This window comes from Alteromonas sp. McT4-15, from assembly GCF_020515205.1.
Lineage (GTDB): Bacteria > Pseudomonadota > Gammaproteobacteria > Enterobacterales > Alteromonadaceae > Alteromonas.
The window spans coordinates 53,026-72,958 of the sequence record NZ_JAJALG010000016.1; the positions used below are offsets into that span (position 1 = coordinate 53,026).

The window sequence follows — 19,933 nt, forward strand, 5'->3', positions numbered from 1 at the left end:
GGCATTTCAACAGCCTGCTTGTTATAAATAGGATGTCCTAATTTTTGCGGTGCACACTGGACTCTGACGATTGGCACGCTTTAGGTATAACGTTTTAAGGTACTGATGTGATAAAAATTATTGTTCTAATTCCGCTCATCCTTTCCCTATTATGGTTTGGTTACTTACAACTAAATAAGTACACGCTGGAACAAGGAAAGCAGGGCTTTGTTTACATCATTGTGTTATCCGGTGTTATTGCTGCTTTTTATACATTTATGCTATTTGTTACCCATTGAACTTACTAAGTGTAATTAAAACACGCTGACCGCTTTACAAGAATGCGTTCGGTATGAGTGAGACACAAAAAAGCCCCTTTCATGAATGAAAGGGGCTTTTTAGTTAGCGTATGAGTGTGATGTTTACTATAGTGCCGCCGACACTGTTACATCCGCTTTAGCACGCAATGCTTCAATATACTGTTGGTACACACGCTGACCTTGCATTTGAGCCAGACGTTGCTTCAAGCTTTCACCCAACTCTGCATCAAGCACTGGTGCGGCATTTACAGCTTCAAGCTCCACAACTGCAACATCGCCGTTTACCGTAGTCGCTACGTCTACCTTCTTCTCTCCTTCTAGGGCAAGTGAGAATAACGTATCAACAATTGCACGAGCTAACGTTCCACCGGCTCTTGGCACTGCCTGCGCAGTTTCCCAAGTAACAGATTTAGCCGCCAGTGCATCATCAACACTTTCGCCCGCACGTACTTGTTGCGCAATGTCAAACGCCCATGCTTCAGCAGCTTCTTTCGCTTTGTCCGCTTTAACAGATGCTTCAATACCCTCGCGAACTTCGTCTAAAGACTGCGTACGCTGAGGAAGGTGCTCTGTCACGCGCACAACCACAATATTTTCGTCATCCAGTTCGATAATGTCGCTGTTAAGTCCTTCATCAACTAGCTGTGAAGAGAAGGCAACGTCTAATACTGCAGGAGAACTTAGTTCTACCGGTGCGGTATTACGACTAAATAACACAGACTCTTGGACTGGCAAGTCAACAGCATTAGCCACGTCTTCTAACGTATCTGGAACCTCAAACGCAATTTCTGCCATGGTATTTTGAAGTTCGAAGTACTTCTCCATCGCCGCGTCATAAAGTAACGTATCACGAATTTCGTCCGCCACTTCGTCAAATGACTTGATTTGCGCTTCTCTTAGCTCGGTTAACTTAATGATGTGAAAACCAAACTCTGTTTCAACAACGTCAGAAACATCACCCACGTTTTCAAGTCCAAATGCAGCTTCATCAAACGCAGGATCCATCATTTCAGGTGTTATGAAATCAAGGTCACCGCCGTTTTCTGCAGAGAAAGTATCATCTGAGTTTGCCTCAGCCAACGCGGCGAAGTCCGCACCGTTGTCGAGTTCAGCTTTTAGTGCCTGTGCTTTCTCGCGAGCTGCACCGGCATCATCACCAGCATCAATTAAGATATGTGACACACGGCGCTCTTCTTCTTTGCCATAACTATTGATGTTGTTGTCGTAATATGTGCGAACAGCTTGTTCATCGACAGACACGCGGTCTTTTAGATCATCAACACTAAGCTTCACATACGCCAATTTAACCTGTTCTTCAGTATCAAATGACGCAATGTTGTTATTGTAAAACGCTTCAACATCAGCATCAGTTACTTCAACACTGTCAGCAAACGCTGATGAGCTTACAACAGCGTACTTAGCGTCACGTGTTTGGCGTTGAAGCGCATTTGCCAGCTCTACTTCGCCATCCAATGAAAATGCTGAGTTAGTAAGCGCGGCTGTTAGCTGATTTTGTGTCATCTGAGTGCGCAAATAGTTGCGGAAGTCAGCTACTTGGAAACCATTTTGACGCAAAATTGCTTGAAAACGCTCGTTGTCAAATTGCCCACCAAACTGGAATTCTGGCATTTGGACAATGGTTTCACGAATTTGCTCATCACTTACTCGCAGCCCCATATCCTGAGCCTGTTGCTGAATAAGTTTTTCTGCGATTAGGCGATCTAAGACGTTTCTACGAAAGTCTGCTAGGTACTGCTCGCTAGAGAAAAGCTGAGCAATGCTTTCACCAAATTGAGACTCCATTTGCGCGCGCTGATTTTGATACGCACGCTCTAGTTCTTGTGCCGAGATTTCTTCGCCATTCACAGTTGCCACTGCAGTGGTACCAGACGAGGTAAGGTAGCTACCTACACCAGCGAATACGAAACTCAAAACGATAAGCGCAATAATGGCCATCGCCCATGGGCCTTGAGAACCTTCTCTGATTCTTTCTAGCATGATTGTTCTTCAACTCCGTTGCTTACTACAGTTATCTCTCGCAGATTATTTTCGTGTACGACAGACAAAATAAGCGGTGATTATAACTCAATGCCAGTGAATATAAACGACCTAAACTCACTATTTGTATTCGTTATTGTGGGATTTCTACAACAAACAAGAGAATTAGATGTAATGTTCAATGACGAGGTGCTTCAACGTCAGTAGATAGGCACATTTCAGCTTGTGTCGCGTTATTGCTATCTACTGTTTACAAATAAAAAAGGCGATGGACTAGCCATCGCCTTTTTCTATAATTTCTTTGCTTAGTTACAAGCGTCGTCTAGTATATATATAAAATTTCGTTTCAATCAATGAGTGAGTGAATGAAATCCTTAATATATATGGCTTTGAATGCTTTATAATCCGTTAAAGATTATAAATACATTTCAAATTATTCCTAAAAGCACTCTTTAAGGCACAGAAAAGACTATATCTGAAACAAATTTAATTTACAACAACAGTTGTAAGTTATGTCGTGAAATGCAAATTAAATGAAACAATGTTCGCCGAGTCCATCGGCGGTAACCATTCATCCATGAATTTTTGTTTAGTGTTAAATTGTACCTTTTGAGTGCGACTTGTTCCAACAAGTCGGGAGAGTTCGGTGTTTATGTCATTGGTTTAGCAGGACGGGGATAGTTGTTTGCGGTAAGTGTCGAGTAGTCGCCGCATCCATGCGGCTGTTGATTCACAAAAAACTATCATACTTTTGCAAGCGCTAATCCTTTGTTTTCAGGTATTAGACTAATCCGATGGTGAATAAATCAATTTCATACTTTTATTGCAATTCTTATGACTAGGCGCGAATTACGGTACAAAAAAGTTTCATACTGAACGGCTCAAATGTACGTAAAGCGGAAGTTGGCCTTTACATATTTTTCATGTATATGAGCGTTCAAAAAAACATCAATTGTTTTGTAAAGGTGGAGCTAGCATAAGCGCTAGCTCTAACATATTAGGTTCGATTAAGCTGCGCAACAGGATAATTCAGATACGTCTTTATTGAAGGTTTGAGCGCATAGTTTTAACCCCTCTACCATTGTCAGGTAAGGAAATAGTTGTCCTGCTAATTCTTCAACTGTCATATTGTTGATAATGGCAATTGCTACGCTTTGAACAAGCTCACCACCTTCATGAGCCAATATTTGTGCGCCTATCAGCTTACCTGTGGATTCCTCTGCAACTAATTTAATAAACCCGTCAGTTTCAAAATTAGCTAATGCTCTAGGCACATTTTCCATTGGTAACACCCGACTTATCGTACTAATGCCTTGCTGGTTCGCTTGAGTTTCAGTTAATCCTACCGTAGCTACTTGGGGATCGGTAAAAATAACGGCAGGCATAGTCGTTAGATCTAAATTCACATCACCACCAGTCATATTCGTTCCTGCTCGGCTGCCTGCGGCTGCCGCTACGTAAACAAATTGTGGCATGTTCGAGCAGTCACCTGCTGCATATATACCTTCGACATTTGTTTGCATCTTTTCATCGACCATTACTTCGCCTCGCTCGGTAACTTGTACACCCACCGCTTTTAAGTTGAGTTTTTCTGTATTGGCATGACGTCCCGTTGATACAAGTAGTCTGTCAGAGGTGATTTGACCGTTGTTTGAGTCGATAATAAATTGTTTACCATCGTGGGCAATGTTTTTGGCACTCGTATAAGTAAGAACATTGATGCCTTCTTTTTTGAAACATTTCTCCAGTTCTTCACCTAATAATGGATCTTCACGATATAGTAAGGTATGCCTTGCAAGCACCGTCACTTCAGAACCCAACCGACGATACGCTTGAGCGATTTCCAGTGCCACTACTGATGAGCCTATAACAACCAAATGCTCTGGTAAATCAGTTGCAAATAGTGCTTCTGTTGAAGTCCAATAAGGCGTACCGCTCAACCCATTGATTGCTGGAATGGTGGGAGTAGATCCCGTAGCAATTAAAATTTTATCCGCACTGATTTCTTGTTGATCACCGTCTGGTTTATCAATAATCAGAGTGTTGGCGTTTTTAAAGCGTGCATAACCTTTGATAAGACTCAAAGAAGGGTTTGTATCTAAGATGTTCTGATATTTAGCATGTCTCAACTCCTCAACACGTGCCGATTGTTGCTGCGACAATAATGCTCGATTTAATTGCGGCTGGTGATTTTCAAGACCTGCAAATGGATTGTTACGTTGTTGCTCCGCGAGTTGTGCGGCTCTGATCAATATTTTTGATGGCACACAGCCTACATTTACGCAGCAGCCACCTATAACGTCTGCTCCCTCAATGATGGTAACTTTTGCGCCACCTTCAGCAGCCTTGGTTGCACAAGCGAATGCGCCAGATCCACTGCCAATAATGGCAACATGCAGATGTTTTTTATTTGATACACACTGATCAGATGCACAACAAGAATCCTCCTGCGCATGAGATTGGTAGCCCTCTGACTCTAAGGCGTCAATTGCACTCTGGACGTTGAAATCTTCTGACGGAGTGATTGAGACTAAACTCTCTTCATAAGAGACTGAAACGTCAAGTACGCCTTCTAGTTTGATTATTTTATTGTGAACCTTAGGTGCACAACTGGGGCATGTCATGCCTTGAATACTTAACTTAATCATTTTAACTCCTTAGCGCCAATATTGTCAGTTGTGTCACATGTGCCATCATAGCGATGGTAAGCAGGTGAAAATATATCCCATAGCGATACCAAGACCATTAACCCTAGTGCTGAATAGGTTACGTATGTACTCCACCCATATTTAAACCAAGGGTACAAAGACAATAGTAAAAGGACGGGAGCTATCATACCGATGGCGCTTCGTCGCCATTGTTTATGACTCAGCCACCCTAAACCATTTAGTACGAGTACAACCCAAGCAAAAAAGGGCAATAAGGTATTGATAAACAGTCCTTCCCACTGACTCAGGAATCCCATTCCAATTGCAGCGCCTAAGCTGGCAATTGCAGGGAAACACATCGCACACCCCATCGCGGAAACGAGCGCTCCAATAGCACCTGCTTTTTCTCCAAAACGTGTGGTTATATTCAGTAGTTTCTTCATAAGACTACTTAACTTTCTTGGATGGGTAGCCCGCATTCGTTGTGGCATCAGTGAGTGCTTTGATGGTGGCCTTTTCGTCATCAAATGTTACCAACGCTAATTTAGTGTCATACGATACTTTGGCGAGTTTCACACCATCAACGTTTTCTAAGGCTTTTTTAACGGTAATCGGACAGGTCACACAGTTCATGGTAGGAACTTCCAGCGTAACCGTTTGTTCTTTTGCCACAACAGACGCCGCCGACACGCTAAGTAATAAACAAGTTATTAATTTTTTCATAATGATATTCTCCGTTTTAAAGATTTTTCGAAAACTTACGCAAACCAAATGATCCAGTAATTACTCGTCACAAGGACAAGTGCGACTAGTGCTGATACCCAAAAAGTGACTTGTCTGCGTTTTCTTGTTTTTGGAATTGCACATGCAGTGCCTTGCTCACATTTTTCGATAGGTCGATGAACTTTCCAGCCTGCGAACCCAAATGCAGCAATAACCAAAACTATAAAGATTGGTCTGTATGGCTCTAATAGCGTTAGGTTACTTATCCAAGAACCGCTAATGCCGAGTAAAAGCAAAACCAACGGTCCAGCACAGCATAATCCTGCACCAATGGCTGCAATTACCCCACTAATCAAAGGTAAGTTTGAATCTTGGTTCAATTTTTCATACTCCAGTTTATGAACTTAACTAGAGTATGAATGCCGTATCTAGGTACGGAGTCAAGCGTTTTTTGTTATTTTGAATTCGGTTGAAGTGAGTCAATGACTGGGCAGGTGTTTTTATCGGCATTAGAATGACATAAACCAACCAACTCGGTTAACGCCTTTTGTAATTTTTTTAAATCACTGATCTTATCGGCTACAGATTCTAGCTTGGCTTCAGCCAAATCTTGAACTTGGCTACACGGGGAGTCGTTTAATTTGAGTAGATTCTCGATCTCCTTTAGAGAAAAACCTAGTTCTTGGGTTCTTTTGATAAATCTGACTCTGTTAACTATTTCATCAGAGTAGTGTCGGTAGCCTGTTTCTGGCTTTGTGGGCTGTTCAATTAAACTTTTGCGCTCGTAAAAGCGGATAGTTTCGACATTCACCCCAACTTCTTTTGCCAGTTTGCTAATAGTTCTGTTTGGCATAATGTGGCCTACTTTTGATAAATTCTCATTTCATTTTACATATATGCTGCTTATATCGACACGGTAAAATTAGTAACAGTAACCCTATCGATTATCTACTATTCATTCAAAATGGTTGTGGAGAAGGGTTCGCCGATTTAAAGCTTTATACTTTTGTAAAGCAGAATAAAATGTACATCGACAACCGACGAATATCGCTTGCTTTTTAGCTCTAATGGCTGCGGTGCACAGCGTATGTCTGTAAAGTTTTCTCCTGTACATAACCAAGACAATTAGCAAATCACACAAACCAAAGGTTCAATTAGAGTGAAACGCGCTAACAGACACTATCCGGCACACTCCAGAGATGCATTCTTGTAGGTGGGGATGAAAGCAATATTGCTTAAACCGGAAGTCCAAATGATGACCTGAATGTCCGCTGTTTGTCTATAGCGGGTGATGGGAGAATCCTCCTTGAACGATCACTATGTACGTAAAGCCGTCGTTTACAAAAAAGATGCTGAGTTGCTACTTACACACCTTTTCGGACCTTTAAAAAATTGCGATAAAATCATCCCGAAACCAGACACCTATGCTCATAGGCTTGATTATCTTTGCGCAAAGTGGCTATACTTGCGAAGAGCTCTCAGGGAGAGCCTCCATTCCGCGGAAAGAAGCTCAGTTTCATCCTTTGTTATTAATCAGTTGCGATCATACATTTGGTCCTCTTTATCCCTGCCTGCGGAAGTTGGGATTTCGCTTAGAAATCTAGGCATATAAAGGAGATCAATCATGCGTAAGTCAATTCCTGCGAACCCAAATCTTAACTATCTCAAAAAAGAAGCCAAAGAGCTCAAGCGAACCGTTGATCAGAAAAACTACTCTGTAAGTTATCGTATTGCTGAGCATCTCTCTACTTATGAAATGGGTGGCCCTTTGTCCCTAAGTGATGCTCAGTTTGTAATTGCCCGTGAATATGGATTTGCCAGCTGGTCCAAACTAAAACAAGCATTAAAGAATACTGATGAACAGAACTCTATAGACATAAGTAATAGTAAGCCATCACTTGAGCGTGTAAATATCACCTGTGGTGATATGGCTAGTACAACTTTAAAAAACTGCGGCGTTGAAGGTCAGCGACTGCCATGGAAAGACTTGCTTTGCATTGGACCTTTGCCTGATAGTAATGATTATGATGAGTTTTTTCTTAAGCGTGCAGAATTTATTAAAACTTGGACGCAATTAGAGGGTTTACCTGATCCAAAAAAAATGGCACGAAATGAACATCAGTTATTGCGAGATACATTGACTGCTAATTCCATTGTATTTTGGGTTTGGCCCCACCTCTCGAATCAGTTGCTATTACTGCTGTTACTCGACTGGTATCAGAAAAATAACTATGAAGGTGAATTGCTTTGGGTTGATGCTAGTGATAAGCCTGAACGAAATGATGAAGAATATGTTGGTTCACTTATCAACAGTGAAAAGAATTTTTCTACCGAACAACTAATTTATTCGGGCCGTATCTGGAATGCACTTAGACAAAATACTCCTGAAGAATTGATTTTAATTTTAAAAGAAGACAATGAATATTTCCCTCATCTTAATGATGCTCTATGGAGATATGTTGAAGAGTTGCCAGATAGAACAACCGGTTTATCACTCCAACAACATAGAGTGCTCGAATCTATCCAATCTGGATATCAGAGTCCTCATGCAATTTACAAATATGTTCATAAGCATGAGAAGTATTTCATAGCTGGTGACTGGTCACTTTGGCAAGTTATTACCGAAATGATTAATGCGAAACATCCATTAATAGAAACTATAGATGGAAGACCATTTTCATATCCTCCAGCTGATATCTCGGAAGCGTTTGATAAGCAGAATCTTTCATTAACAAAAATTGGTAAACAAGTTCTTAATGCTGAAATTTCTAGTTTAAACCTTAATGGGCGTGATAGGCACTGGGGGGCTTTAGAATTTAGTGGGAATAAGTATTGGCAGTATGATAAACAGGCTCAAAGTGTAGTATTTTCACATTAAGGTTTAATGTATTGCTCACTCAAGGCGTCCAGCTCCACATTCTGGGCGTCTTTAATGTCTGCTTTTCAGAATTTACAGGATCTCTTGATGGCACATTAAGATCTGTCAAAAGCTTTGATGTAAATTTACTCGAGTGTCCGCTTATGTCCGGAGGTGTCATTAAAGCAAAGGGTCAGCAAAGTACGTGAAGCGGACCTTGGAGCAATGAACTTTCCATCTCAAACACCAGTAGACTAACAACAAAACTATCTGCAATCTGGGCTATCAATCCCTGGCAAGGACGCCATTGTTAGCCATTAACATGCATACCTATAAACGACATCGGCCAGAGCAAACATTGCTATACCAATTGGTTGAGCAATATTATCCAGATTTTCTGGAGTACCTTTCCCATCAAGGAAAGACATTACCACTTCATGTAGATAAAGAGTTTGCAGAATTTCTAAAGTGTGGTCGGTTTGAGCATGGATTTCTCAGAGTCGTGTGTGACGACTGCAAACATGAGAAGCTGGTCGCGTTCAGTTGCAAACGTAGGGGCTTCTGCCCTATTTGCGGGGCAAGACGGATGGCAGAGAGTGCGAAGTTACTGGTTGACGACGTTCTTAACGGCTATCCCATACGTCAGTGGGTGTTGAGTCTACCTATCCCATTGAGGCTGCTACTTGCCAGATATCCCAAAGAGCTCAGCAAAGTCATGCAAATCATCCATCGCACGATTTCAACTGACATCATCCATCGAACAGGTTACTTGAAAAAGCAAGCCAAGACGGGTGCAGTAACGTACATTCAGCGTTTTGGAAGTGCGCTAAACTTGAATATACACTTCCATATGCTCTTCCTCGAGGGCGTTATTACAGAAGAGCGAGGGCAAACCAAATTCAAGCTCGTCAAAGCGCCGAGCCATAGCGATATGGAACAGATAGTTGACAACATCAGCCACCGCATTGCGGCCTATTTAGAGAAGGCCAGGCTCATTCAGCGTGATATGGACAATGCTTTTCTCGATTTTCCCATGGATGATGAAAATAGCTTATTGCCCTTGCAAGCGGCCTCGGTTAGTTATCGTATTGCTTGGGGCCAGATATGGGCAAAAAAGTATTTAACTTACAAACCTTGCCCGCCAAAGACAAACAACACTACGGACAATTAGCCCAGATAGGCGGTTTCAGTTTACATGCTGGCGTATTCGCAGACGGTCACCAAACCGATAAATTGGAACGCCTGTGCAGATACATCTCAAGACCAGCCATAAGTGAACAACGATTGAATCTTACAGATTCAGGTAAGGTGAGGTATAAACTAAAGACCCCTTACAATGACGGAACGACCCTCGTGTTATTCTCTCCACGGGATTTTCTCGGCAAACTCGTTGCTTTGATACCACCACCTCGACTTAACCTCACGAGGTTTTATGGGGTATTTGCTCCCAATGCTATAGTTCGTGCCGAGGTGACTGCTTCACAACGTAGTAAGAATAGTCCTCGTTTAGCAGAACACCTGAAAGATTCAGAAAAGCCGTATCATTCCCGCAATATGTCTTGGTAATCCGGTCACCGGCGCAAAGACTGAAACGCGTATTCAACATCGACATTACCCAATGCGAGGTTTGCGAAAAATTTAACGTAAAGGTCATTGCTTGCATAACTGACGCGATCATTATCAATAAAATCTTGTCATATTTGGACAAGCACAATTTACCGGAAGCGAGCAATAATCCCCGTACGCCGCCACTTCGTGCGCCACCAAGCATTGACGCATTCTGCGACTATACCATTCAACGTGACTTCGACTTTGGTGCATGAACCACAAAAACCTACCATTACTTAAACACGCAAATTGTTGGGGGGAGGGCTTTCACATATCTTATTGCAGATTTCAGTACCAAAGACCAGTTAACTTGCCTGTCTTGATGACAACTACTCCACTGATTTCTGAAAAGTACCCGTTTGACACACGTTCAACTAGCCTTAAATACATCTGACACGGTGGGTAGTACATAGCGTTAATATTTCTTATACACACAAGCTGTCCTGACCATTCAGGCTAACACATCCGGCTTCCTTGCCGTGAGGATGCGCTCTGCGATGCAGATGTAAATCTGTTAGGCGCCTTGTTGGTAGCTCTGCCAGGCTTGCATTGAACCAATAAAAACATCCACGTTTTCAAAACCCTGTGCCAGCAGATAACTGGCTGCTACGGTGGCGCGCTTACCGCTGCCACAGGCCAGTGTATAATGGCGGGATTTATCCAGTTGGTGGCACATTTCCGGCAGATAGCCTAAGTAGATATGCTTTGCCTGGTCAAATTCGTTGTTTTCAACCTCTTCCTGTTTGCGAACATCCAGCAGTTGCCAGTTAGCACGTGGTGCTCTAATGCGCTCATCAACCTTATCTGCAGTAACGGCGTTCACATGCTGACGATGGTAAGCCTCAATGGTATCTGGCTTTGGTACCATGGTCAGATAACCACTAATCTGCTGGTAGCCCATCCGCCACAGCTGTTCGGAGCTTTCGGTTGCCTGTTGATGGGAATCTGCCACCAGTGCGATAGGTGTGGAGTAGTCCAGAAACCAACCACCATAAGCGCTGAGTAAGCCGCCCGGCAAATTAAGACTGCCGGGATAGTGACAGTCTCGAAACTGGGCATGACTTCTTACATCAATGAGCACGCCGGGACGTTCTGCGCTTTTCTGCCAGGCTGACTGAGCATCCTGTGCCAGCTTCTGGCACGCCACTGGCGGTAAAGGCGTATCCATCCCGGTAACGTTAGACTGCTCCATTTTGCTAAAGTAGGGAGCAATATAATGATTCTCTTTTAACTTACGCTCTATAAAGGCTTTTTTAGAGGTACATTGATAGCCCGGGTTTTGCCGTTTCTCAATGCCTATGGTGGTAAACTCACGTTCTGCCATGCCTGAGCCACACACCGACCCTGCGCCATGAGCCGGGTACACAATAATGTCATCACCCAGGTTGGCCAGCGTTTGTAGGCTGTCATAAAGCTGGCCAGCCATTTTTTCCATTTCCTCGGGGTAGAAGTCTGTGCGACCGACTTCACTGACAAATAAGGTATCGCCGGTAAATACGCCGATAGGCTGACCGTCCTGTTCGTTGTCGATAGCCAACACACAAATACTGTCTTTAGTATGGCCGGGCGTTGCAATAACTTCGAGTGTCCATTTGCCAATCTCAAATTTATCGCCATTACCGGCCTTGCGGGCATATTCGATAGGCTCGTCAGCGTATTTACCATGGTAAATATCAGCACCGGTCTGGTTGGCCAGCGCTACCGCGCCAGAGATAAAGTCTTCATTGCGGTGGGTTTCGATGATGGTGGTGATCCGGCATTCATGCTTTCCGGCAAGGGTGAGATAATGCTGCGTATCTAACTGAGGATCAATCACACAGGCTTCACCATCGCTGCCAATCAGGTAGGAAAGGTGCGCAATGCCCGGTGTTTTAACAGATTCTACAAACATAGGTTAGCTCCACTTTGGGGTTGTGCCGCGCACAACGTGAATGTATTCACTTCACCCTAAGCTTTCAAATGTCATGCCGAATAAAAGTTTATATAAAACAAGTAATTACATTTTCTACCCAAAAGGCTTCCCAGTAAATGAAGAAATATTCACTTAATCCTATGTAAAATTTACATGCTATTGCGGGATAAGCGTGCCCGTTGCAGACGCTGTTTGAGGTATTGCAGTCTGGGAAGCAAAATCAGCAAGGCTATTGCCCAGTAAATTAACGGTTCCTGCAGGCCGGTTTTGCGAGACCAGCTAAAGTGTAACAGGGCCAGTAAAACAACCAGGTAAATGGTGTTATGCAGGGATTGCCAGCGATTGGCGCAAAGCAGAAGTAGCTGTTCAATAATCTGTTGCGTCCGCTCCTTGTCTTTTGTTGCCTGAAGAGGCAATTTAGCTTGGTATGTGTGCATATGATACCAATAGTCTTGGCTTAATATGTTTCTCCTAAAATCAGGTGTATACTATCGATCTAGTTATGAGAGGTATTTATGAATACAAAAATTGAAGTTTACGGTGTTAAAGCTGTTCAACGCCCCAAAGTTCCAGCAAGAAAGAAACTTGACCTCTCTGGTGAGTTTGGGCAACAGATCGTGAAATCCGAAACTAAGCTAGTGCTAAGAACACACAAGCGTACGTTCGAAAAACTCGCTTACATGTAATGGAGCTTATTTTTTTCCCCTTCGAGCGCGTTATAGAGATTAACGCCTACATTCTCGAAAACGAGCCTGGTATGAAGGGGGCCGCTGATATCAATAAGCTTCAGGGGGCGCTAGGCAGGATTGATAATGCTATTGTTTATTTAGGCTTGAATGATGTTTTCGAAATAGCAGCAAAGTATGCTTCCTCTATTGCACTTTCTCATTCGCTTCCTGATGCAAACAAACGGACTGGTCTCGCTGTAGCTTTGGAATATTTATCTCTCAATGATTATGAATTAATTGCTGATAACGAATTATTCGCAGATGCCATCAGAGATTTGGTTGTGGGCAAAATTGGTGAAGCGGATTTTGCTGACCTTCTTTATGCTCAGTATATTTCTGAACAAAATCAAAATAGTTAAAATTTCATGCAGTTTACTTTGGCCATACCTGCGCAAGTAGGGTAAAGAAAGCGCAGTATATAAGAAATCATATAGCTTCTCAGTCTGATGGTTGAGCAATGCTGAATTCCCGGTAAAAAAATCTGTCAGTACCATTATTCAAACCATAAACTTTGGCCGGACTGCCATAATTATGTTTCCTATTAAACAGGAGACAAATCATGGCAATTAAAATCCATACACCTTGGAACAAAAATCGTATTATCGGTCAGAAAAAGCCTCTTCAGATATCACATATATGGGGTATCCGGATTCGCTAAGAGCTTGAAGGACGGACTCGTGATCTAGCACTGTTCAACCTTGGTCTTGATAGCAAACTACGAGGTTGTGACCTTGTTAAACTCAAGGTCTCCGATGTCGTTTGCGGACGCTCAGCTCTTAGGCGCACGCATCTCGTTCAGCAAAAAACAGGTAGTCCTGTCCAATTTGAGATAACACCAAACACGGGAGAATCGATATTGGCTTGGGTAAAGAAAGCTGGATTAAAACCCTCTGATTATCTTTTTAAGTCCCGTATACATAGCGCTGAGCACATATCAACTAGACAATATAACCGCATTTTTCACGGATGGATTGAAAAACTTGGTCTAGATACATCTCTCTACAGCACCCATTCAATGCGCAGAACCAAGCCTTATCTGATTTACAAGAAGACTAAAAATCTCCGGGTAGTTCAACTCTTGCTGGGCCATAAAAAGTTAGAGAGCACTGTTCGCTACTTAGGCATTGAGGTGGACGACGCTTTGGAAATATCGGAATCTATAGAAGTTTAGGCTGTAAGGGGCTGCCTGTGCAGCCCTTGTGTACGTATACCGGACCTTCGGGATAGCGTTTTCCGCGTATTTAAACATCTCATGGTTTATGTAATTATAAAGTGTCTAGTCGACTAGGGCCTTACCAAATAAGCTGTTAGATGAGCAGTAAAAATTAATCTTCGGCAAATAGAAAGGAAGAATGATGACCGATATTGTTTCAAAGAATACTCATACCGAGCTGATTGATCCTCAAGCCCAACGAGTCGTAGATTTTCTGGAGCAAATAGGGCTTCCGGCAGACAATATTATTGCGGAACAATCGGAACGTTCTATAATCGGGCAAAACCTTCCTGCTTATATCGAGTCTCTGCCCCCAGAAATAAAAAGAGATGCCCGCTATCTATCAAAATTCGTCGTCGGAGCAGGATTTGGTCTTTTTGACTATTCTCTTAATGCTATTTGGAATGAGGTGGTCTTAGATTTACGAAAAAAAGCAATTACCTATGGAATTGATATATTTTTCGATTCCGCCGTGGGTGGCGGCAAAAATAGGGAATTCTATAAAACGGAAGATGACCTCGGATCGTTGAAAGATGCAGTACTCCTCGATACCTGCCGAAAATTAGAGCTAATTTCTGATACAACATATAAAAAACTTAAACACATATTAGATACTGAGCTATCCCCACGAATAGTAAAATAAAGTCAAAGAGTTAGGGAACATTCATGGCATTTGGTGATCAGATCTTTCGCCAAAAAAAACCAACACAGAAAACACCATGAATGCACGCTCTATATTGAACAATCTTGTCTCTTTTGTCAGCCATAAAATGCATAAAACCCGCAAACAGGCCGTTGTCGCCTGTGTGCGAAGCTTGATTGAGAGCGGTTCGGCCACTGTGACCAGTATGGGGCGCGGTATCCGTTCCAATGCCTATGAGAAACACCGTATTAAGCGGGCTGACCGGCTGTTATCTAATGGTCACCTCCAGCGTGAAGTACCGTTTATCTATGCAATGATTTGCCGGTTATTTTGTACCTGTAAACATCCTGTCATTGCCGTTGACTGGTCAGATTTGGATAAGTGCAAAAAGCACTTTTTACTTCGCGCCGCAATTGTCGTTAAAGGGCGGCCTATTACCCTTTATCAGGAAGTGCATGATAGAAAAGCCAGTGCAAAAGCGACTACACATAGAGACTTTTTAGAGATATTGCACACGCTCTTACCGGATACCTGCCAGCCCATTATTGTCACTGATGCGGGCTACAAATCGCCGTGGTTTCGTGAAGTGCAGGCATTGAGATGGCATATTGTCGGACGTGTGCGAAAGCCACATTTATATTCGCTGGATGGCGGTAATGAATGGCAATCTATCGCTGAGCTTTATCTAAAGGCTACAACACGGCCCAAGCGATTTGATAACGCGCTTATCGTCAAGTCACGACCTTTTGCCTGTACCTTGGTGTTGGTTAAAGAGAAAGCGAAAGGTCGACGAGCGTTTAATGCCAATGGCTCGCGCCAACGGGATACCAATTCATTGAAATATGCTGATGGCGCAAGAGATCCGTGGCTACTGGCGACGTCATTGCCCTACCATCGTCACTTATCTAAACAAGTCATCGATATTTATCGCCAGCGCATGCAAATAGAAGAAGGCTTTCGGGATATGAAAAGCACGCGCTTTGGTCTGGGGTATGAAAATAATCGCAGCACAACCAAGACACGCATTACTGTTCTGGTCTTGCTTACCACACTGGCTTCGTTAGTGGCTGTACTGTTGGGCATGCTATTAGTTGTCAGTAACAAGCATCGACGCTTTCAGGCAAATACCGAAACAAAATCCGTACTATCCTTTCACTTTCTTGGCTTGAGAGCTTTTAACACCTCAATGCGATTTACCCTGCATCAGTGGAAAAAGACGATCCGCTGGCTTGATGAACTCACCGCTGAAGCTTGCATGAGCAAGATTACATGCTAAATTCGTGGGGATCCCTCAGTATTAGATATGAGAAATGACATTGGGATTTCTCACCCAACCAATTACACAATCAATGCATTTGAATTACTTGGTTGGCTACAAACCTGCATACAGGACGTATTAAATGACCGTCCTACTGAGGCGGCATTACAAGTTCAAGCATTCATTAAAAATCTTAAGTCACACACGGCACCAATTGATGCTGCTACGCAGCAACAGATTGAATCGAAAATATCTGAATTACCAAGTCATCACCTTGCAAGCATTCTTAGAACTACTTTCGGAATTTATGTTGCCACTGAAACTGAGCCACAGGTTAGAAAGAACATATCTGTGATAGCACCAACCATTTGGTTCAATTGTTTAGATGAGCCAAAATATAAACTCGGAATAATGTTAGAGGGTTACAACACTAATCTTTATCGAGAAAAATATGAATTAGGAGAGCAATTTTTTCAGGTCGTTGGCGGGAACCCATTTAGATCGCCCAATGAACGAGCTATTAACGTAGACACGTTACTTGATCAACTCCTTGAAAAGCATAATGGCTGGGATAATTTTCATCACGAAGCTCCTGTTGCAGATTCGGTTGCGTCCTATATCCAAGAACAAAATGACATCCTTCCTAATAACGCTGAGAAGCTGGTCAAAGTCATAATGATGTGCCGAATTGGCAAAGGGGTTACTTATTTCAATGGGGTTTCTCCGAGAGGAAAGGATTATTACGACCATATACTTTCACAATTAGGCGACAAATACGCGCCTCACGCGATGGCGGTTCTCACTCATTACGAGATTCAGAGAAAGTTGGGGGCCTCAGTTTGCAGGGTGCAAGCCAAGCAAGCATTGGAAATGATTAAGCAAAGTGTTGTGAATGCAAGATTAATTGAATGTTTGGATTACTTGATCTCACAAGTAGAAAACAACGGAAAGTGCGTCTTAGATAGTGAGTTTAAAAAGCTTTCGGCGCAGTATATAAGCTGGTAATCATCTAACAAATTGCTGTACGCGGAAACATGCTGCCATGCTCGTCTGCGATCCATTTTACACATAAAATGCTCTCCGCAGTATGTGCCAGTGAGCAAAGCGTTGGCCTTCTTTTTTCTGAGGCCCAAAAGAGCGAATAGCTGACATCGACTTATAAGTAAAAAAATATGGAATGATAATTACAGCTAATACTGCTATTCACAGGGGCGCATCAGTCTCGTGATTATGCTTAACGCGATAGTTAAAGGGAACGTATTTGGATAAGAAATATCAGTTGAAGCGCAAACATCACCATATTTGGGCGCATTACTTAAAACATTGGTCATTAGATGATTTAAATGTTTGGTACACGTCGAAAAAGGGGAATTTTTGTTGTGATAGCGTTTATGGACTCGCTGCTGAAAGAGATTTCTATAAAATTAACTTTTTGGATGATGAGGACATCCGTTTCATAAGAGGATTTTCATCTCTAAGCCCTGTCGAGCTTCGTGAGGTTCATGATGATTATTTGAAAGACTTCTATATTGCTTCCATGGCTGCCAAGTTAACGGAGACTGTGAAACCACCAGAGCAGATCAAACAGAATCTTGATGCTTTTCAGCACAATGTTTTGGAGAATCTTCATGGTTCTCATGAAAGCGATGTGGTCGAAATTCTGGCGTGTCTCAACAGAGGTGACATTTCTATACTTGAGACACCTAAAAGCAGAGTGAAATTTAAACAGTTCTTTGCGATGCAGATGACTCGGACAAGGTCGTTCAAAAAGATGGCAATGAGTTCTGTGAATAGGGAGTCGTTTGAACGATACCCGAACCCTCCATTTTCATTCGAAAAACACAGTCAATTATGGGAAAAGAACTGGTGGTTTCTTAGCTACATGTTCGGAATGAACATCGGCTCTAACCTGACCGCGACCAGACACAGTGATAAACATGTACTGCTGATAAATGAGACGTCTGAACCGTTTATAACTTCTGATAACCCAATAATTAATGTACATGAATCACTTAAGAATATTCCCAAGGGACAAGCGCCAGAGTACATGGACGCCTACTATCCGCTATCTCCAAAATATGCATATATGATAAATAATTCTGACCGATACCCTTCCGGCAAGGCGTCTATTACAAGGGATGAGGCTTTGAAGTTTAATATAGAGATGGCCGCGAAGGCAGATGAGCATGTTTTTGCGCGAACAGAAGCTCAATTAAAAGAGGTCAAAAGACTCCGTAAGCAAAGATCACAAATGGTTTAAAATGCGATAATTGGACGTCTGTTTCTGGCAAAAATAGGAAACCCTATATCAACCTCCTGAAGGTCTGCTGTTTGTCTCAAGCCGAACTTCGCTAATGTACGTACAGCGGACCTTTGTCAGGCTCAAGTCGAAAAGCTACATCACAGAAAAAAACGGCTACAGTAGACATTAGCTTTATGTTTTCAGGTCGCATTTTGCTAATAGAACTCATAGTATAAAGTAGGGTGAACGAACTCACTCAGTTTTCAAATTAAGGGAAATAAAATGAAAAGGATGACAAAGATAAGATTAATAGTATTTTGGGCGAAATTAGCGGCCATATTATTCACTCTTCCCACTGCTGCACAAAGTTTGAACCAACATCAAGCTGATCTAGATGCCTATTTAAAGGCCCTTAGTGAAAATAATAAGGTCATGACTGCGGTGTATGTGACTGAGAATGGTGTTCCACGCTATGAGCACTATGCAGGTCTTGCTTCGGTTGAAGATAATAGTCCAATCTCTGCCCAGACACGTTTTCGAATTGGCTCAGTGACTAAGACATTCACAGCGGTACTAATAATGCAGCTTATCGAAAATAATAAGCTGAGTTTGGATACAAAGCTAAACCAGTTCTACCCTGACATTCCCAATTCAGCACAAATCAATCTTAAGCATTTATTGAGTCATCGCTCAGGAATATTCAACTATACCAATGACCCTGATTACACGAGTTTTATGACGACCCCGCAGACAAAAGAGCAGCTTCTTTCAAGGATTCGAGGTTACCGGCCTGAGTTTAGTCCGGGTAGTAAACATAAATATTCTAACTCTAACTACGTGCTCTTAGGCTTCATTATTGAATCGCTATACGACAAGCCGCTTAAAGAAATAATCACTAAGAAAATTACTCAACCATTAAATTTAAACAGCACTTATTACGGCAATAGCATTGAAATTGAAGAAAATGAAGCCTCGTCTTATCGACACAACGGGCACTGGATCAAGCAGCCAGAAACGCATATGAGTGTGCCTCACGGAGCAGGAGCAATTGTATCTACTGCGAAAGATATCAATCAGTTTTTTACTGCGTTGTTTGGCGGTAGACTGATATCAAGTGATTCTTTGCGTGCCATGATGAAGCTTGAAGACGGTTATGGCTTGGGTATGACTGCGGCCCCGTTTGGCGAAAAGAAGTTTTACGGGCATTTTGGTGGCATTGACGGATTTGTTTCCGCAGCGGGCTACAATACAAAAGACGGGCTGAACGTAACTGTGCTAAGCAATGCATTAAACTATAACTTCAACGATGTGTTGATTGCCGTTCTAAAAACCATGTACGGCCTCTCAATAGATATTCCTGACTTTTCTGCAAAACCTATAAAGTTAAGCGAAAAGATTTTAAGCGCATATGAAGGTGAATTTGCGAGCACCCAAGTGCCTATTAAAATTCGCTTCTGGGTTGAAAATGGAAGATTGATGAGTCAAGCAGAAGGTCAAGGCGCTCTTCCACTGACAGCGTATTCAGAAACAGAATTTCGTTTTGACCCCGCTGGTATCGTCATCAACTTCAACAAACCGAGTGCATCGTCATCTCAAACAAATGGTTTCATTCTGAGCCAAGGCGGTGGTAAATATGAATTCAAACGCCAGTAATAGCAATTTAAGTTAGTTTTTTTGACTAAAGTCAGAAGTTGAGAATAGCATCGCTCAACGTCTGCTCTTTGTCTAATGCCGCCTCTGCGACCATGGATATAAAAGTATGATACTTTTGCTCAGTATGATTGTTTTTTGTTTGGGTGATACT

Annotated in this window: 16 protein-coding genes and 2 pseudogenes; 10 read left to right on the top strand and 8 right to left on the bottom strand. The window is 42.4% G+C overall.

The genetic code is table 11. From position 1 onward, the window contains the following. Window positions 1-404: 404 nt before the first annotated feature. From LHL20_RS12575 to merR, 6 genes are all read right to left on the bottom strand, one after another. Window positions 405-2,297: a SurA N-terminal domain-containing protein gene (locus LHL20_RS12575; RefSeq protein WP_226433550.1), complete on the bottom strand. Its 1,893-nt coding sequence runs from the start codon at window positions 2,295-2,297 to the stop codon at window positions 405-407. Between the two features lie 1,007 nt (window positions 2,298-3,304). Then, on the bottom strand, window positions 3,305-4,945 hold the full coding sequence (merA, locus tag LHL20_RS12580; RefSeq protein WP_226433551.1) for a mercury(II) reductase: 1,641 nt from the start codon (window positions 4,943-4,945) through the stop codon (window positions 3,305-3,307). After that, entirely contained in the window at window positions 4,942-5,388 is a 447-nt protein-coding gene (gene merC, locus LHL20_RS12585; protein ID WP_020743017.1) for an organomercurial transporter MerC, read from the bottom strand. The genes merA and merC overlap by 4 nt, the downstream gene beginning before the upstream one ends. 4 nt (window positions 5,389-5,392) lie before the next feature. Then, window positions 5,393-5,668, bottom strand: coding sequence for a mercury resistance system periplasmic binding protein MerP (gene merP, locus LHL20_RS12590; RefSeq protein WP_020743018.1), 276 nt, complete (start codon window positions 5,666-5,668; stop codon window positions 5,393-5,395). A gap of 35 nt (window positions 5,669-5,703) precedes the next feature. Then, a complete protein-coding gene (locus LHL20_RS12595) occupies window positions 5,704-6,048 on the bottom strand; it encodes a mercuric transporter MerT family protein (protein ID WP_020743019.1) in 345 nt (114 codons plus the stop codon). A gap of 74 nt (window positions 6,049-6,122) precedes the next feature. Next, the gene (merR, locus tag LHL20_RS12600) at window positions 6,123-6,521 is read right to left on the bottom strand and encodes an Hg(II)-responsive transcriptional regulator (protein ID WP_061095336.1); all 399 of its coding nucleotides are present in this window, start codon (window positions 6,519-6,521) and stop codon (window positions 6,123-6,125) included. 771 nt (window positions 6,522-7,292) lie between these two features. On the opposite strand from merR, the gene LHL20_RS12605 reads away from it, so the two are divergent. Continuing rightward, window positions 7,293-8,546, top strand: a complete 1,254-nt coding sequence (locus LHL20_RS12605; RefSeq protein ID WP_020743597.1) for a DUF1835 domain-containing protein — start codon at window positions 7,293-7,295, stop codon at window positions 8,544-8,546. A 301-nt stretch (window positions 8,547-8,847) separates the two neighbouring features. Next, window positions 8,848-10,348 (top strand): annotated as a pseudogene (locus LHL20_RS21255) (transposase). Window positions 10,349-10,647: 299 nt separating this feature from the next. Here the strand turns inward: LHL20_RS21255 and LHL20_RS12620 are convergent. Both LHL20_RS12620 and LHL20_RS12625 read right to left on the bottom strand, forming a co-directional pair. Continuing rightward, on the bottom strand, window positions 10,648-12,024 hold the full coding sequence (locus LHL20_RS12620; protein WP_013785790.1) for an MBL fold metallo-hydrolase: 1,377 nt from the start codon (window positions 12,022-12,024) through the stop codon (window positions 10,648-10,650). 170 nt (window positions 12,025-12,194) lie between these two features. Then, window positions 12,195-12,482, bottom strand: coding sequence for a hypothetical protein (locus LHL20_RS12625; RefSeq protein ID WP_044447356.1), 288 nt, complete (start codon window positions 12,480-12,482; stop codon window positions 12,195-12,197). A 78-nt stretch (window positions 12,483-12,560) separates the two neighbouring features. On the opposite strand from LHL20_RS12625, the gene LHL20_RS12630 reads away from it, so the two are divergent. The 8 genes and pseudogenes from LHL20_RS12630 to LHL20_RS12665 all read left to right on the top strand — a co-directional run bounded on the left by LHL20_RS12630 (window position 12,561) and on the right by LHL20_RS12665 (window position 19,782). Next, on the top strand, window positions 12,561-12,731 hold the full coding sequence (locus tag LHL20_RS12630) for a hypothetical protein (RefSeq protein ID WP_020745882.1): 171 nt from the start codon (window positions 12,561-12,563) through the stop codon (window positions 12,729-12,731). Continuing rightward, entirely contained in the window at window positions 12,731-13,132 is a 402-nt protein-coding gene (locus LHL20_RS12635; protein ID WP_020745884.1) for a type II toxin-antitoxin system death-on-curing family toxin, read from the top strand. The genes LHL20_RS12630 and LHL20_RS12635 overlap by 1 nt, the downstream gene beginning before the upstream one ends. A gap of 200 nt (window positions 13,133-13,332) precedes the next feature. Beyond that, window positions 13,333-13,944: pseudogene (locus tag LHL20_RS12640) on the top strand (tyrosine-type recombinase/integrase). A gap of 181 nt (window positions 13,945-14,125) precedes the next feature. Continuing rightward, complete coding sequence (locus LHL20_RS12645; RefSeq protein ID WP_226433552.1) at window positions 14,126-14,629, top strand: hypothetical protein; 504 nt, start codon at window positions 14,126-14,128, stop codon at window positions 14,627-14,629. 76 nt (window positions 14,630-14,705) lie between these two features. Then, window positions 14,706-15,905: an IS4 family transposase gene (locus LHL20_RS12650; protein ID WP_100970741.1), complete on the top strand. Its 1,200-nt coding sequence runs from the start codon at window positions 14,706-14,708 to the stop codon at window positions 15,903-15,905. Between the two features lie 27 nt (window positions 15,906-15,932). Next, the gene (locus LHL20_RS12655) at window positions 15,933-16,892 is read left to right on the top strand and encodes a hypothetical protein (protein ID WP_226433553.1); all 960 of its coding nucleotides are present in this window, start codon (window positions 15,933-15,935) and stop codon (window positions 16,890-16,892) included. A 256-nt stretch (window positions 16,893-17,148) separates the two neighbouring features. Continuing rightward, window positions 17,149-18,147, top strand: a complete 999-nt coding sequence (locus LHL20_RS12660) for a DUF4238 domain-containing protein (RefSeq protein WP_226433554.1) — start codon at window positions 17,149-17,151, stop codon at window positions 18,145-18,147. Window positions 18,148-18,411: 264 nt separating this feature from the next. After that, window positions 18,412-19,782 carry a serine hydrolase domain-containing protein gene (locus LHL20_RS12665; protein ID WP_226433555.1) on the top strand — a complete coding sequence of 457 codons (1,371 nt, stop codon included), beginning with the start codon at window positions 18,412-18,414 and terminating at the stop codon, window positions 19,780-19,782. Window positions 19,783-19,933 lie beyond the last annotated feature (151 nt).

What these genes read in the sequence shown, in the direction of transcription:
- LHL20_RS12635 (WP_020745884.1), top strand. Translation starts at nt 12,731, where the DNA reads ATGGAGCTTATTTTTTTCCCCTTCGAGCGCGTTATAGAGATTAACGCC.
- merP (WP_020743018.1), bottom strand. Translation starts at nt 5,668, where the DNA reads ATGAAAAAATTAATAACTTGTTTATTACTTAGCGTGTCGGCGGCGTCT.
- LHL20_RS12645 (WP_226433552.1), top strand. Translation starts at nt 14,126, where the DNA reads ATGATGACCGATATTGTTTCAAAGAATACTCATACCGAGCTGATTGAT.
- LHL20_RS12630 (WP_020745882.1), top strand. Translation starts at nt 12,561, where the DNA reads ATGAATACAAAAATTGAAGTTTACGGTGTTAAAGCTGTTCAACGCCCC.
- merC (WP_020743017.1), bottom strand. Translation starts at nt 5,388, where the DNA reads ATGAAGAAACTACTGAATATAACCACACGTTTTGGAGAAAAAGCAGGT.
- merA (WP_226433551.1), bottom strand. Translation starts at nt 4,945, where the DNA reads ATGATTAAGTTAAGTATTCAAGGCATGACATGCCCCAGTTGTGCACCT.
- LHL20_RS12605 (WP_020743597.1), top strand. Translation starts at nt 7,293, where the DNA reads ATGCGTAAGTCAATTCCTGCGAACCCAAATCTTAACTATCTCAAAAAA.
- merR (WP_061095336.1), bottom strand. Translation starts at nt 6,521, where the DNA reads ATGCCAAACAGAACTATTAGCAAACTGGCAAAAGAAGTTGGGGTGAAT.
- LHL20_RS12625 (WP_044447356.1), bottom strand. Translation starts at nt 12,482, where the DNA reads ATGCACACATACCAAGCTAAATTGCCTCTTCAGGCAACAAAAGACAAG.
- LHL20_RS12620 (WP_013785790.1), bottom strand. Translation starts at nt 12,024, where the DNA reads ATGTTTGTAGAATCTGTTAAAACACCGGGCATTGCGCACCTTTCCTAC.
- LHL20_RS12665 (WP_226433555.1), top strand. Translation starts at nt 18,412, where the DNA reads ATGAAAAGGATGACAAAGATAAGATTAATAGTATTTTGGGCGAAATTA.
- LHL20_RS12655 (WP_226433553.1), top strand. Translation starts at nt 15,933, where the DNA reads ATGAGAAATGACATTGGGATTTCTCACCCAACCAATTACACAATCAAT.
- LHL20_RS12650 (WP_100970741.1), top strand. Translation starts at nt 14,706, where the DNA reads ATGAATGCACGCTCTATATTGAACAATCTTGTCTCTTTTGTCAGCCAT.
- LHL20_RS12575 (WP_226433550.1), bottom strand. Translation starts at nt 2,297, where the DNA reads ATGCTAGAAAGAATCAGAGAAGGTTCTCAAGGCCCATGGGCGATGGCC.